Genomic DNA, 14,222 nt, shown 5'->3' on the forward strand with positions numbered 1-14,222 from the left:
TTCGGACGAGCAAGCGCGACCATTTTGCAACGATCGGAAAAGGATCTACATCGGTAATATCGCGATGCCGAAGAGCCGATCGGCCCCCTGTTGGCCCTCCAACTTGACGCCGCTCCGCGCCGGACGGGACGATCTGAGCGCACCCATCATTACCCCAATAAGTTTGAGGTACGATACGTTTTCCCAGATCGAAAACATCAAGAAAAATGAAAACAAAACACGACCTCAAGATCTATTTCTCAGATTTCTTTGGCGTCACGCCAACCGCCGTTGAGGATTATGGGGCTTTCAACATCTCTCTCCTTGGCGACCTCCCGCTATTCATTGACCCCTTTCTTCTCTTCAACAGCGAAAACAAAGATTACCAAATACTTCATGACGAAATAATTAAGTACATGCTCTTCCTTAAGAAAAAATCGTCAGGAGAGCTTCCAAAAGAATTGGTTAAGGCATGGTTTTACTTCCCAGAAGTTAAGCAAAACTGGTTCGGCTACAGCAAAACTGGAAACGACGGACGCGGCCTAGGAAAAGAGTTTGCATTTTCACTAAAAAGAAACTTCATTTCAGCGTTTGCGGATTTTGGCAATGAATCGCGAACAGGCACTCACCTCGGAAAACTTACCCTCATAAAAAATGGCGTTGGGAAAGACAACATTAGCGACTTTACATGCAATCTCATAAAAGGTTTTTTAGCAGAGTACACTGAAAATTTCGCAAAAAATCACATAGATCCGAAATACTTATCAAAATTCAACATCGGAAAGACTAGCTTTAACTACAAAACTGAGAGTTGGGCAACGAAAGAATACACACTTCCCAAATTCGGCAACGATTTCGTGCTGCTCACCCCCGTCAACATACTTACTAAAGACGATGCTTGGATATCCCACAACGGTTTTGTTGAGGATTTTTCACGAGTTCTAAGCACAGTAGAAAATGCCGTTCTACGCAAGCAGATGGAGAACTATTTTATCTCGGCACTTCCGACCCAACCGACAAAAACGGAACGGGAGTCGGCAATCGAAAAGGTTGTGCAGCAGTACCCAGAATTGCTTGATTTGTACGTAAAAATTCAGGAAGACTCGTCGTCTGATGCCACATCAACCAGCGCGGACAAGGTGCAAGCCGCGTATACAATTTTCGTTAACCAGATAAAGCATCTCGCGAGCCTTCTTGATAAGACAAAATTCTACGAAACAAACACCAGCAGCTATACAGAGGGAATGAAAAGAATTCAATTCCTCAAAGACGTGATCGAACAACAGGACGGATATAGATTATTTTACATCGATGGAAAACCGATATCCCGAGAAAGCGATATTCAAATTATGTTCAAGCTAACGTGGTTTGCATCGTCATATAGCGCAGACGCCGAAGTGAACAACGGACGAGGTCCAGCAGATTTTCTCGTATCTTATGGAAGTGCAGACAAATCAATAATTGAATTCAAACTTGCGAAAAACACTCAACTTGAAAAAAATCTGAAGAAACAAGCCGAAATATACTCACAGGCATCAAAAGCCACGCACCCACCAATTAAAGTCATATTGTTTTTTACACAACCAGAACTTACAAAAACAACTTCTATACTCCAGAAGCTCAAGCTCGACAAATGTCCGGAGATTGTCCTCATCGACGGACGCGGAAAGATTTCCGCGTCGAAAGCAACATAAAGCGTTTGTCACTTAGTGGGGTCCACCTTGTCCCCGCGACGGTTGCGCATGTATCGCTCGGTAGTCATTATGCTTGTGTGCCCCAGCTGCTTTTGGGCTGCACGGACATCGCCGGAACTTTCGACCGTGTCCGTGCCAGCCTTAGCTCGCAGATCTCGAAACTGAATGTTTTGAGCACCACTTAGCCCGGATCGCATCCGAGCCTCGGCGAACATCGACTGAATCGACTTGATGCCGATCGCATCACCCCGCTCATTGACAACCAGTCGCGTGCTGCACTTTTGAATTTCTTTTTGTTTTTTAATACGCTGCAACGTCTGCTTGAGTTGTCCGGCGACGCAAATACGTAGTTTGACTCGCGTCTTCCCTTGCTGCACGCACAAGTAACCATCCATGATGTCCTGATCCCTCATTTTCAGAACGTCAGACGGCCGCTGCCCCGTCAAGTAGGCCAAGTCCATTGCATCACGCAAGGGCTGGCGCGCATTCTCATATATTGCGCGGTATTGAGCATCCTCAATATAGACGTCTCTTGCTCGCTCTCGGAACCCTTTTATTCCGGCGCAAGGATTTTGTAAATTTGTATACCCCCACTCTCGAGCCTTGTTCCAGAAGTGCGAGAACAAGGCCTTCTCTCGATTCGCACGCACCTGTCCTTCCGTACCTTTGACTTCCTTTCCGCCAGCGCGCAGGGTGTCTACAGTGGTCCGCACACGCCAATCCAAATACTGGCGGATGTTGATCGGCTTGCTCTCATCAAGTGGAGCTGGCGGGTCGTCAAAGAAGGCGTAGTGTAGTGGTCAACCCATCCCGGACATTGCGTTAAGTTTTTCTTCCGCTACGGCAGGAGCTAGCGCCTCGTCGCACACAACCATTTTTCGTCAAACAAACAACATGGATGACAGACTCGGCGCCTCCTCCCGTAGGCATCTAACATGCACCTTAGAAAAAAAACCTTTTGATTGCCATAGCCCCCAAGATTGCGCACGCTACGGCAACACATACCCAATAGACGGTTCGATCTTTTGAACTCATTTTCTCCCATTGCTCTGGGGTTGGTCCTCCGCCTGCAGCCATAATTACCTCGCTTATTTCAACGGTTCCGTTACCTGAGTGGAATGCCCCCAAGGCTGTACGCCGACGGTGAGCGGACCTAGCGTACCGATGCCAAATTCAATCCCGGTCGCCCCTCCATACGAATGGGTGATCGCACCACTAACGTTAACCCTAAAAGGTGTTGGAATGGAAATGAACATCTGATTGCCGTCCCCTGCAAGGAAACTGCTAGTTCCTTTGGCGCTGTCAACACCAAAGATCCAGCCAACGGTGGCGCTTAAACCAGGCCGCCAAGAAATTGAAGATGGATTTGTTTGAGCCACGCCCCCTGATAGATAGGTAGATCCATCGTAGAAATTGATGACGCCGGTCACAACCCCAGATAAGGCCCCGGTATTCAATGTTCCGTAGTCGGGCTTAAGACCACGACCACTTGTGCCCAACCCTGCTGAATAGTCCCCCGTATTAAATCCCGGTGGAAACGGCCCGTTACCTTGACTATTCGGCAAATCGGCGGGCGAGCGCCCAATACTCTCAGACGACGATACGTTCCAGCTGTACGGCGAACTTCGGCCCCCAGTATTCGCTGCGATCAGGTCGCGCAACGCATCGGGAGGTGGGGATAGCATCGCAGCATTCTGGACAAGATACTTGTTTCCGGACGTATCGATGAAAACACGCATGCCGGTACTATCGTAAATCTCCTTTGCCTTTGTGTCGGCATTGAGCGGCACTACCATTCCCGTCCACGCGGTCTCGCCGTAGGCGCTGTTATTGGCTGAGCGCATAGCATTCTCAATTTGATCTATCGAGATCGGAGATCCATCTTGGTTGACGATGCCTCGCCGTCTTGCATCCGCCAAGACCCTCTTAGCGAGCACCTTTTCATCCGGATGCAACTGCCGATTAAACCGATCAACGTTATACCCGGTGAACGCCCCAGAACTTCCACCAACCGCTGCCCCCACCGCCGTACCAACGCCCGTCGCCACAATCTGTGCCAACGCCTGATCGATGTCGGCATTCCCCGTCGGATGTGCCTTCTGAATGTTCTCGCTCAGTTCGTTCAGCGCGCCACCAAGCTTCGACGTAAGCCCTGCGCCTAGCGCACCACCCAAGGCATTCCCGCCTCCTAAGCCTGCGATGATCGCTCCACCTGCAGCGTGCATTGCCGCACGGTAGTCACCGCCCTCCTTCCAGTCGTCAGCTTCCTTCTGATACTGCGCCTTCAACTCCGGATCGGTCGTAGCATCGGCCAGCTTTTGCGCCGCCTCTCGCTTCTTATCTGCATACGTCCCGATATCCCGCGCCACCGCTTCCCCGGCCGCCGTCGCGGCCGCCATCAGGCGCGACTGATTGTTAAGCAGGTTCTGCAAATCCGGTGTGCGATTCACCGTTTCGTTCAGGTTCGACGTGTCGCGGTTCAGACTGGCGAGATCCTGCGTCTGATTCGCGCCGTTCGTCAGCGTGATCGTGCCTTCGCTCACGCCGCTGCGCGTCACACCTCGCTCGCTCCCGCTCTCCGACTGCGGCAGCATGGGTGCGATGCCACCCGTGTTCTTGCCCGAGCTCGGCCCCGTCGTACGCTCGTTAGCGCCGCCATTACCGAACGTGCCCCCGCCGCCAAAGCCGAAGCTGTTCGCGCTGTAGTCGGAATGGTTCTGGATATCGGAGAACGTCAGCGTGCCCGTCGTCAGTTGGTTCTTCGACGGATCTGCCGTACTCGCGATGTACGCGCCCTTCAGATCCGTATTGCCCTTGACGTCGACGTCGAACCCGCCAGACCCGGCCTTAATCCCAGATTGCTCAACAACACCAGCGTAGTTGCCGCTCGCGTTACCGCGCGAATAGCTGAAGCTGCCCGACGCACCTCCCATGCTCGCGCTGAAGCCACCGCCCATACTCTCCTGATGTGCCGAACTCTCGCTCGTGTCCTGCACGCTGGCGATGTTCAGATCGCCGCCCACACGCGCAATCACTTTGTCCGCATTCACATTGCCGCCGACGATATTCGTATCGCCGCCGCTCACAATCACTGCCGTATTACTCGCGTTGATATGCGAGTTGTTCTGGAAAGTCGAATCCGAGTTAGCGTCGCCGTTGGACTTTGAGAACGATGCCGATACACCCCAGCCACTGGTCATCGATTATTTTTTCGTACTGCTGATCGATGATGTTGATTGACTCGCGAAATTTCTCAACCCAAACGTTCAAGGAACGCGTTCGATGGGGACGAAGTACCACGCTGGTTGCAAGCTACGCTCAGGGACTAGATGATCGACATAACCTAATTTAGGTTCACGCCCTCCGTTGCCCTCGCCGCAAGAAAAACGCAATGCAAAAATACAAGCAAATTGCCGAGGTCAAGACAAACATGCCCAAGAGCATATATTCGTTATTTGTATCGAACACTTTGCGCGCCACGATAACGACGATTGCCCCCCAGAAGACACTTGAACATAGAAATGCTCCACCAACTATAAGTAGCAAGCGGATCGAGGCGACTATGCGGCTAACGTTCATTTTTTAGATTCTTGGATATCATTAAATGTCTTTATGGAGCGGCCAGCCTTTCGTAGACATCTTCGAGCCATAGTCTACGGCAACCGAGGAGGTCAGCATGAGTGGCAAGCGGTACACGGATGAGTTCAAGATCGAGGCAGTCAAACAGGTAACCGAACGCGGTCATTCGGTGGCAGAGGTGGCCCAGCGTTTGGGTATCACAACCCACAGCCTTTACGCATGGAAACTGAAGTTCGGCAGGCCCGACGCCGTGCGGCAGGCGGAGCTGGATCAGAACGCCGAGGTTCGGCGACTGAAGGCCGAGCTCAAAGCGCATGACTGAGGAACGGGACATTCTAAAAAAAAAGCCGCCGCGTACTTTGCAAAGGGATAACGGCAAGGTACGCGTTCATGCGAGCCCATCTCGGCGAGTTCCACCTGCACTCGATGTGCCGAGTCCTCGGCGTGCATCGCAGCGGCTATTACGTCTGGCAGCGGCAGACAGTCGGAGCCCGCAAGCGCGAGGATGATCGATTGCTCGGTTTGATCAAGCATTCCTGGCTAGCCAGCGGGGGCGTCTATGGCTACCGCAAGGTCACGGTGGATTTGCGTGAACCGGGCGAAACGTGCAGCCGTCACCGCGTCCATCGCATCATGAAAGGCGAAGGTCTGCGGGCAGAAGTGGGCTATGGCAGCAAGCCCTGCTATCGGGGTGGTCCAGTCGGCGTGATCGCCAACGTGCTGAACCGTGAGTTCGCGCCAATCGCACCGAATCGGGTCTGGGTAACGGATATCACGTGCATCCGGACTTACGAAGGCTGGCTGTATCTGGCGGCTGTTATGGATCTGTACTCGCGCCAGATCGTTGGTTGGGCTACGCGCTCGACGATGACCAGCGATCTGGTTTTACAGGCGTTGTTGGCTGCGGTTTGGATACGCAAACCGGGACCCGGTGTCATGGTGCATTCAGATCCGGGCAGTCAATTCACGAGCGATGACTGGCAGTCATTCCTGAAGGCGCACCATATGGTGCCAAGCATGAGTCGGCGCGGTAATTGCCACGACAATGCCGTGGCCGAGAGCTTCTTCAGCGCCCTAAAAAGGAGCGAATCAAGCGGCGCATCTATCCGAGTCGGGCGAGCGCGACCTCGGACCTGTTCGATTACATCGAAGTGTTTTATAACTCGGTTCGTCGGCATGGTTCCGCCGGCGATCTTTCACCGATTGAGTTTGAGCGGCGCTACGCGCCAAACGGCTCGTGAGTGTCTATGAAACTCTGGCCGGTCCAAACCGCATTTTGAACGACAGCAAACTGCCGTCTGTCGCCGGATTGCTAGGGTGCGCATGCGGGCCGGATCGTGGCACACGCTATACAGCGCAGACCAACGCGACCGATTCCTCTTCGAAAACGATCACGACGGCCTAGTCGCCGTCGGCGTCCGGGTGCAGATAACCCCGCTCACAGTGACAAGCCTGTCAGACAACCTCAACCGGACCGTGGTCATCACAGTGATCGCCATGCGGATGATGGAGATGACCGTTAACCAAGTAGTCGACATGATCGCCGTGCGGAACAGGTTCGTGGCCGCAGCCGGGCCCGTGTACGTGACCTGGTTCATGACCACCGCAGCCCGGCGTACATTGATTCGGATTCTTGGCATTGACCTCAATGCTGTGTTCGTCGACGTGATCACCGTGCGGATGATGTAAATGGCCGTCATGCAGATAGTCGACGTGGTTGCCATGCTTGATTGCGGTGTGCCCACAACCAGGACCGTGCACGTGGTTATGGTGGGCGTGATGCGGTTCGTTGCAAGTGCTCATGCGAGTCCCCCTCTAATATTTGCCCACACAAGACCGTCCTCGGCCATAGTCGGCAAAAATGGAACGAATATCTCGGCCACGGTACCCATCCAACGATATCTTCGCAGCCCCCCATTCAATAGACTAAACCGGGTTTGACGGATATCGAGTTTGCGGGACGGGATTCCGGCGTTTGGAAAAACCGGATCAAAACGCATCGCCACGTCAGCACAAGAATACTCCCCGGCTGCTTCGAGCGTCAAACGCATTGCTTATTGGTGTGGGGGAGACTGTTTGTGGCGGACAAATGCGCCGAAGTGAGCCTCCCCAAACGCTATTTGACTGCCTGTAGACGGCTGCCTTCGACCGATTCTGTTGCAGAACTCGGCGCAATCGATCTCGCAAGGTTCTTCTACCCTCTTCCCATCAAGTCGCGCAGGCGACTCAGCCGCTCGCTCGTCAGCAACGTTGACGCTCAAATGTCCGCGCAAAAGCGTCGATGAACGGCCGGAGTTGGCTGTGGATTCCGCCGGGCATTCGCATGCCTCACGGCCAAAAATCATCTAAAAGGAAAATGGTATCGGCGTCGACTGCTCAAAGAGACCGCGATATATTCCGTTCGGCGGATTCCATCACACCCAATGCGGATGCTCTGCAATGAACTGCCGCAGCGCCGCATCGATACGCGTTTGCCAACCGCTACCGGACACCTTGAAGTAATCGACAACCTCCGGCGACAATCGAATGTTGATTCGCTCCTTCGTTATTTCAGCCTTGGGCCGACCACGCGGCTTGAGCAATTTCTCGTCAGCCTCTTCGCCCACGATCCCCGGCAACACCTCATTCGCAGGCCGCGCCTTGGCGAAGTCCTTCTTCGTCCCTTCCGGATTCTGCGAATCCTGACGCATTTGCTTTTTGATCTTAGCGTCCTCAGCCGGCGTAGGAAAGACGGTTCCCGGCTTAAGTTTCGGCATAGCGTTCACCGCTCGCGAATTCGCCTTGCGCAAGCTGATGACGTGTATTTTTTCTGTGCGAGCCACGAGGGCCAATGCGAACAGCCGGTCACCGATCTGCCCGAACGCCCAGTAACGTCTTTCGCCATAGTCGGCTAGAACCTCCTCTTCGATCACCGCGCTGCCCCATTCAACATCCTGGGCTACCGTGAACGGCACCCCCCGTTCCCGCAGTTCAAATTTCACCGCCGCCTCCAGAGTTCTTTGTTTACCGTGGTAGTGGCTACTGACTTTTGTAGGTGATGCTCCGCAAAAGCAGGCAATCGCACCATTTGACGCGTCCCTTGGACGAGGCTATGGCAAACGTGCTTTAGTGCAACTAGTGACGGCTTTTGGCCACGAGCAGCCTTTCAACCGAGCCGCTGGAAGGTCATTCGAGAGTCCGTTTTCGCGCCGGTCGCAGACGCTATAGGGGACGCGCTGTGGTCCCTATACCGCAGATTGTCTGACGACGTTCTGTCAGAATATTCGCCTAATCCCTCTGACCGGTCACGGAATGGAACTCAGACAACTACGCTATTTCCTCAGCGTCGTGGAACACGGAAGCATGGGCAAGGCAGCGCTGGAACTCGGTGTGGTGACCTCGGCATTGAGTCAGCAGATCAGCCGTCTCGAAGGCGAACTGTCCACGCGTCTGCTGCAACGCACTTCGGGGGGCGTCGTTCCGACCGACGCGGGTTTGGCGTTCTGGCGTCAGGCACAACTCGCGCTGCGTCATATCGAAGATGCAGCGCTCGCCGCACGCTCAGCACGTCTTTCGGGGCATGTCAGCGTCGGCATGGCGCCGAGCACGGCGAGCGTGCTAGGTGTCCCATTCATGCAGGCCATGCGCTCGCGCTATCCCGATGTGCGGCTGCATATGGTCGAAAGTCTCTCCGGCTATCTTGCGTCCATGCTGAGTGCGCGCCAGATCGATCTCGCCGTGCTGTTCCGAGAGGAGTCCGCGCAACGCTGGAGCGTGCTGCCGCTGCTGGACGAGCGGCTGTTCCTGATCGGCGTAGGCGATCTCGATGGTATGCCGACGAGCGCATCCGTCCGGCTTAAAAATCTCGGCAGGCTTCCGCTCATTCTTCCCAGCGGCACGCATGGGCTGCGTTCGCTGCTGTTATCAGCGTTCAGGCGCGCCGAATACGAGCCGAACATCGTCGCCGAAGTCGACGGCCTTGCGCTCCTGATGGACTTCGTTCGCACCGGCATCGGCGCGACGATACAGCCGGGCGCGGCGCTCGCAAGGCCCGAGAATGTGATTCTGACGAGCGTGCCCGTCGCGGAAAAATACGCCACGCGGCCCAACATACTCGCCAGCATCTCCGACGACGAACTGTCTCCCGCCGGTCTTGCTGCGCGCGTGGTGCTCGCCGATGTCGCCCGTCAACTGGTGCGGGAAGGCCGTTGGCCCGGAGCGCGACTACGGGAACCCCCGCCTTCACAAAAAGTGAAGACCCCTTGACGGCTGGCGGGTAGCGACGCGGGCACGAGACCTTTACGATTTGTCCAAAAGGAGACAAGTCTGATGGTCGATGTGCTCGTAATCGGAGGAGGCAATGCCGCGCTGTGTGCCGCATTGATGGCGCGCGAAGCGGGCGCCTCGGTCCTACTTCTCGAATCCGCGCCGCGCGAATGGCGCGGCGGCAACTCGCAACACACGCGCAATCTGCGCTGCATGCACGATGCGCCGCAAGACGTTCTCGTCGATGCTTATCCGGAAGAGGAATTCTGGCAGGACCTGTTGAAGGTCACCGGCGGGATCACGAATGAGCATCTCGCACGTCTGACGATCCGCGCGTCGTCGTCGTGTCGGCCGTGGATGCAGAAGCACGGCGTACGCTTCCAGCCGCCGCTGTCCGGCGCGCTGCACGTCGCACGTACCAACGCATTCTTCATGGGCGGCGGCAAAGCACTCATCAACGCGTATTACCGCAGCGCCGAAGCGCTCGGCGTCGATATCCGCTATCAAACGCCCGTCGATTCCCTTGAACTCGACGGCAATCTCTTTATCGCGGCGCGCAGCGGCAGTCAGCGCTTCGAGGCACGCGCCTGCGTGCTGGCGGCGGGCGGTTTTGAATCAAATCGCGAATGGCTGCGCGAAGCGTGGGGGCAAAACGAGCGCGGCGAATGGCCCGCTGACAACTTCCTGATTCGCGGCACGCGCTTCAACAAGGGCGTGCTCATCAAGCATATGACCGACGCCGGTGCAGACATGATCGGCGACCCGTCGCAGTCGCACTGCGTCGCCATCGACGCACGCGCGCCGCTGTATGACGGCGGCATCTGCACGCGCATCGACTGCGTGTCGCTAGGCGTCGTGGTGAATCGCAACGCCGAGCGCTTCTACGACGAAGGCGAGGATTTCTGGCCGAAGCGCTATGCAATCTGGGGACGGCTCGTCGCGCATCAGCCGGGGCAGATCGGTTATTCGATTATCGACTCGAAGGCAATCGGCCGCTTCATGCCGCCAGTGTTTCCGGGTGAAAAAGCCGACACGCTGCCGGAACTCGCCCGCAAGCTCGGGCTGCCGGAAGCACGCTTCGTGGAAACACTCACGCGCTATAACGATTCATGCCGCGACGGCACCTTCGACCACACCGCGCTCGACGACTGCCACACCGAAGGCCTCGCGCCGCCAAAAACACACTGGGCGCGCCGAATCGAGACGCCGCCGTTCTACGGTTATGCGTTGCGGCCAGGCATCACGTTCACGTATCTCGGTCTCAGGACCAATGACCGCGCGCAGGTCCACTTCGGCGGCAAAGCCAGTGAGAACCTGTTCGTAGCCGGCGAAATGATGGCCGGCAACGTGCTCGGTAAGGGCTATACAGCGGGCGTCGGCATGTCGATCGGCACGGCCTTCGGGCGCATTGCCGGGACGCAGGCCGCGCGCGCCGCACTCAAAACAACGGAGGCAACCAGTGCAGCAGTCTGACGCGCTCGTGCCCGATCGCACGCGCACGGTGTTATCGGTCGATACGAACAAAAATCCACACGGCGGCACAGCGCGCGTGATCCCCATTGCGCCGATGAGCGCCAGCGAAACCGAAGTGGCGCGGCAGATGCAGATCTGCAACGCCTGCCGCTATTGCGAAGGCTTCTGCGCCGTGTTCCCGGCGATGACGCGCCGCCTGGAATTTGGCAAGGCTGACGTCAACTATCTGGCAAATCTCTGCCACAACTGCGGCGCGTGCTATCACGCTTGCCAGTACGCCCCGCCGCATGAATTCGGCGTGAACGTGCCGAAAGCGATGGCCGAAGTCCGGCTCGAAACCTACACCGAATACGCGTTCCCCGCGTCGTTCGGTGCGCTGTACAAGCGCAACGGCCTGACTTTGTCGGTGGCACTGGCGGCCGGACTCGCGCTGTTTCTGCTGCTCGGCAGCGCATTGCACGGCGGCTTGCCGGGCGATGCCGCGCCAGCGAACTTCTACGCGATATTTCCGCACAACCTGCTCGCGGCAATGTTCGGCACCGTATTCCTGTTCGCCATTCTCGCGCTCGGCGTGGGTGTCACGCGCTTCTGGCGCGACGTATCGACAGGCACGGCGAGTGCGCCAGCCGTCGCTGAAGCGGCCAAGAACGCGCTGACGCTCAAGTACCTGGACGGCGGCCATGGCGACGGCTGCAACGAAGAGAACGATGCCTTCACGCTGGCGCGGCGCCGTTTCCATCATCTGACGTTCTACGGCTTCATGCTGTGCTTTGCGGCAACCGCGGTCGCGACGCTCTATCACTATGCATTCGGTCTGGAGGCGCCGTATCCGTTGCTGAGCGCACCGGTGCTGCTGGGAACGGGGGGCGGCATCGGACTGATTGCGGGGCCGGCGGGACTGCTGTGGCTGAACCTGAAACGCGCGCCGGAGCGAGGCGATAGCCGTCAGCGGCCAATGGACCGCGGCTTCATCGCGCTGCTGCTGCTGACGAGCGCATCCGGTCTCGGACTGCTCGCGTTCCGCACGACCTCGGCGATGCCATCGCTGCTCGCGATCCATCTTGGCATCGTGATGGCGCTGTTCGCCACGCTGCCTTACGGCAAGTTCGCGCACGGCGTCTTTCGCTCGGCGGCGTTGCTCAAATCATCGATAGAAAAGCGGCAACGCAACACACAGAGCCTCAGCTCGGATTAGCAGTCACCAGGGCCCCCTTGGGGGCCCATCACTATAGATAAGAACCAGGAGACGAAATGACCCGCAGAGAACCGATCGCCGCTACGTCCGGCGTTTCGCCCATGACGAGGGCCGCCGCCGTGTTGCGCGTGACCAGCGGCAATTTCATCGAACAGTTCGATTTCTTTCTGTTCGGCTTCTACGCGACATCGATCTCGAAGATCTTTTTCCCGTCCACCAGCGAGTTTGCCTCGCTGATGCTCACCTTCGCCGTGTTCGGCGCGGGCTTTCTGATGCGTCCGCTCGGCGCAATCTTTCTCGGCGCGTACATCGACAAGGTCGGGCGGCGCACCGGGCTGATCGTGACACTCTCGATCATGGCGAGCGGCACTATTCTGATTGCCTGCGTGCCAGGGTACGCGACCATTGGCCTGCTCGCGCCAGCGCTCGTGCTCCTCGGGCGTTTGTTGCAGGGCTTCTCGGCGGGTGCGGAACTGGGCGGCGTGTCTGTCTATCTCGCGGAAATGGCGACGCCCGATAACAAGGGCTTTTACACGAGTTGGCAATCGGCGAGCCAGCAGGTCGCTATCGTCGTAGCGGCGGCCATCGGTTATGCGCTGAACCAGTGGCTGTCCGCGCAGCAGATCAGTGCATGGGGCTGGCGCGTACCGTTTTTCATCGGCTGCGCGATCGTGCCGTTCCTGTTCATCCTTCGCCGTTCGCTGCAGGAGACCGCAGCGTTCGAAGCGCGGCGGCATCATCCGCAGGCGCGCGAGATTTTTGCGATGCTGCTCGGCAACTGGCGCACCGTCATCGGCGGCATGCTGCTGACGGCGATGACCACCACCACCTTCTACCTCATCACTGTCTATACGCCGACATTCGGGAAGTCAGTGCTGAACCTGTCCGCCGCCGACAGCCTGATGGTGACGCTGCTCGTGGCCGCATCGAATTTCGTCTGGCTGCCGATCGGCGGCGCGATCTCCGACCGCATCGGCCGCAAGCCGCAGTTGCTCGCCATTTCCGTGCTGGCGATCTTCACGGCTTATCCGGCGCTGTCCTGGCTCGCCGATGCACCGAGCTTCGCGCGCATGCTGATCGTGCTGCTGTGGTTCTCGTTCTTCTTCGGCATGTACAACGGCGCGATGGTCGCCGCGCTCATCGAAGTGATGCCGGTCGAAGTGCGCGTCGCGGGCTTCTCGCTGGCATTCAGTCTCGCGACGGCGCTGTTCGGCGGCTTTACGCCAGCGGTATCGACGTATTTGATTCAGGTCCTGCATGACAAGGCCGCACCGGGCTACTGGCTGAGCTTCGCAGCGCTCTGCGGCTTGTGTGCGACGCTCGGGCTGTATCGCCGCCGCGAGGGCAGCAACGCGTCGGCGGTATCGTCGGCCTGATCGCCCTTACATCGGCGCGTTTCAGTCAGCCCGGCTTCGCGCCGGGCTTTCGCGTCGTCACCGGCAACAAGACAGGGCGATGTGGTCCAGTTGGCGCAGCAACGCAGGCCACTCAATCCTGCCGGAAGCGTGGCACGTCTGCGGCTGATCGCTCATATGCCAGACGCGCAGATCACGAGCTGAAGGCTGATTCGACTGACCGACGCTTATGTTCATGGCCGTCACGCCCGGCGGTGTATTGCGCATCGGTGACATGCTCCAGCCACACGACGTTCTTGCCGTCGAGCGCTTCCTGAACGGCGATATGCGTCATCGAAGTGGTGGGTGTTGCACCGTGCCAGTGTTTGTGACCCGGCGGGCACCAGATGACATCGCCCGCACGAATCTCGACGATCTCCTCGCCTTCGCATTGGGTCCAGCCGCAACCGGCCGTGACAATGAGCGTCTGGCCGAGCGGATGGGTGTGCCACGCGGAACGTGCGCCGGGCTCGAAGGTGACACTGGCACACGACACACGCGCCGGTGCCGGCGGGTTGTTCAGAGGGTCGATGCGAACCGTACCGGTAAAAAACTCGGCGGGGCCCTTGATGGAAGGTTGTGATCCGACGCGCTTCAGTTCCATGGTCAACTCCTTGAGGTGGCTTTCACGCGGCTTGCCCATGCAAGCCATGCACATATGGC

The 14,222-nt window shown here is 57.4% G+C and carries 9 protein-coding genes and 2 pseudogenes; 7 read left to right on the forward strand and 4 right to left on the reverse strand.

The genetic code is table 11. From position 1 onward, the window contains the following. Positions 1-206 precede the first annotated feature (206 nt). Entirely contained in the window at positions 207-1,673 is a 1,467-nt protein-coding gene (locus tag AT395_RS15960) for a hypothetical protein (RefSeq protein WP_048629738.1), read from the forward strand. An 8-nt stretch (positions 1,674-1,681) separates the two neighbouring features. On the opposite strand, the gene AT395_RS15965 is transcribed toward AT395_RS15960, so the two are convergent. Both AT395_RS15965 and AT395_RS15970 read right to left on the reverse strand, forming a co-directional pair. Then, the gene (locus AT395_RS15965; protein WP_072632849.1) at positions 1,682-2,386 is read right to left on the reverse strand and encodes a tyrosine-type recombinase/integrase; all 705 of its coding nucleotides are present in this window, start codon (positions 2,384-2,386) and stop codon (positions 1,682-1,684) included. A gap of 375 nt (positions 2,387-2,761) precedes the next feature. Then, positions 2,762-4,870: pseudogene (locus AT395_RS15970) on the reverse strand (polymorphic toxin type 22 domain-containing protein); the annotation flags it as partial. A 479-nt stretch (positions 4,871-5,349) separates the two neighbouring features. Between AT395_RS15970 and AT395_RS15980 the strand changes: the two are divergent. Further along, positions 5,350-6,493, forward strand: a pseudogene (locus AT395_RS15980) (IS3 family transposase). Between the two features lie 82 nt (positions 6,494-6,575). Continuing rightward, the gene (locus tag AT395_RS25920; RefSeq protein WP_048629739.1) at positions 6,576-6,941 is read left to right on the forward strand and encodes a hypothetical protein; all 366 of its coding nucleotides are present in this window, start codon (positions 6,576-6,578) and stop codon (positions 6,939-6,941) included. A 725-nt stretch (positions 6,942-7,666) separates the two neighbouring features. Here the strand turns inward: AT395_RS25920 and AT395_RS26295 are convergent. Further along, positions 7,667-8,233: a BrnA antitoxin family protein gene (locus AT395_RS26295; protein ID WP_312024211.1), complete on the reverse strand. Its 567-nt coding sequence runs from the start codon at positions 8,231-8,233 to the stop codon at positions 7,667-7,669. 310 nt (positions 8,234-8,543) lie between these two features. Here AT395_RS26295 and AT395_RS16000 point away from each other — a divergent pair, with 310 nt between their 5' ends. The 4 genes from AT395_RS16000 to tcuC all read left to right on the forward strand — a co-directional run bounded on the left by AT395_RS16000 (position 8,544) and on the right by tcuC (position 13,541). Continuing rightward, positions 8,544-9,497, forward strand: a complete 954-nt coding sequence (locus AT395_RS16000) for a LysR family transcriptional regulator (RefSeq protein ID WP_048629740.1) — start codon at positions 8,544-8,546, stop codon at positions 9,495-9,497. A gap of 63 nt (positions 9,498-9,560) precedes the next feature. After that, positions 9,561-10,970: an FAD-dependent tricarballylate dehydrogenase TcuA gene (tcuA, locus tag AT395_RS16005; RefSeq protein ID WP_042116573.1), complete on the forward strand. Its 1,410-nt coding sequence runs from the start codon at positions 9,561-9,563 to the stop codon at positions 10,968-10,970. Further along, complete coding sequence (gene tcuB / locus AT395_RS16010) at positions 10,957-12,165, forward strand: tricarballylate utilization 4Fe-4S protein TcuB (protein WP_048629741.1); 1,209 nt, start codon at positions 10,957-10,959, stop codon at positions 12,163-12,165. The genes tcuA and tcuB overlap by 14 nt, the downstream gene beginning before the upstream one ends. A 56-nt stretch (positions 12,166-12,221) precedes the next feature. Then, positions 12,222-13,541 (forward strand): MFS transporter, encoded by a 1,320-nt coding sequence (gene tcuC / locus AT395_RS16015; RefSeq protein WP_042116575.1) that lies wholly within the window; start codon positions 12,222-12,224, stop codon positions 13,539-13,541. 172 nt (positions 13,542-13,713) lie between these two features. Here the strand turns inward: tcuC and AT395_RS16020 are convergent, their stop codons facing one another. Beyond that, the gene (locus AT395_RS16020; RefSeq protein WP_042116576.1) at positions 13,714-14,163 is read right to left on the reverse strand and encodes a (R)-mandelonitrile lyase; all 450 of its coding nucleotides are present in this window, start codon (positions 14,161-14,163) and stop codon (positions 13,714-13,716) included. Positions 14,164-14,222: the final 59 nt, after the last annotated feature.

The sequence above is a fragment of the Pandoraea apista genome (assembly GCF_001465595.2).
GTDB lineage: Bacteria > Pseudomonadota > Gammaproteobacteria > Burkholderiales > Burkholderiaceae > Pandoraea > Pandoraea apista.